Below are 954 nucleotides of genomic sequence, written 5' to 3' on the forward strand. Positions count from 1 at the left end.
TTTTTGCAGCTTTTATTTGGTTTTATCTTAGAATTCTACCGTCGGAATAGGCGACATTCTGTAGCTCCTGACGATCCGGGTCTGATGTTCAGCCGCAATCGGTCTGTCCGTTCGACGGCCCCCCCCCGTCCTGCTATCTGCCGTCGAAATACCTCCGCTTTTTCAAAACGGTCTTCTGCTATTCTTCTTCTCGTGGAGATAATTCAGTTCGTCGCTGTAAATGCTCATGACAAAGCGTAGCATATTGTCGACCAGCGCCGTAAGCCTAGTCGAGTCGTCTCCCAGCAGGTGGAGGATTGCCGACACTTTGCCCTTGGTTGGGGCGCTGACGTAGATCGCCGAGCGGTTACGGCAATCCGTTGGTGCGAAGAACGTGCGTTCAAAATCCGGTAGCGTGAGCTTTTTACGACGAAACCCGGATGCATCTTTCCCCGCAGCCACAGCGGTAGGGACGACCGACGGAAACGATTCGTCGATCTCGGATTTTGGCACAGGCTCCTGAATCGTTTCTTCTGCGCCTTCTTTCGGCTCGGGAATCCTGCGGGCGACTTTCGAATCCAAAGGGGCTTGTCCGGCGATCATCTGTCGCATCAGCTCCTCATCGACTTCGATACGGAGATGCTTCGAAGGATTGGGTGCGGGTTTGTCTGTTTCTTTCAATGAATCCATGGTGCAACGTTTTTGAGATTGATTGTCAGCTATACTGTCGTAAAGCGTGTATGTTTGGTTTTATGTTTTAAACCATTCAAAATACCGTTTTCCGTTTCATGCGGTTTGTATCGGAATAATGAACGGAATAAGAAAACCTGCCTTTCATGATGCAAGATACAATCGACTGAAATGCCTCGATTCCGATGTCCGCTCACGTCCGTTCCAGTCCGTTCGGCGGGCTTTTTTTCATCTGTCCCGTCCTGAAAAAGGTTTACAGAAAAGAGTAAATCTTATGCAGCAAAC

1 protein-coding gene is annotated in these 954 nt (G+C 49.5%); it reads right to left on the bottom strand.

Going from position 1 to position 954, the window contains the following annotated elements:
* Window positions 1-162: 162 nt before the first annotated feature.
* The gene (locus DW189_RS14185; RefSeq protein ID WP_117508606.1) at window positions 163-669 is read right to left on the bottom strand and encodes a DUF3408 domain-containing protein; all 507 of its coding nucleotides are present in this window, start codon (window positions 667-669) and stop codon (window positions 163-165) included.
* Between the last annotated feature and the right edge of the window lie 285 nt (window positions 670-954).

The organism is Alistipes sp. AM16-43, from assembly GCF_003435745.1.
GTDB lineage: Bacteria > Bacteroidota > Bacteroidia > Bacteroidales > Rikenellaceae > Alistipes > Alistipes onderdonkii.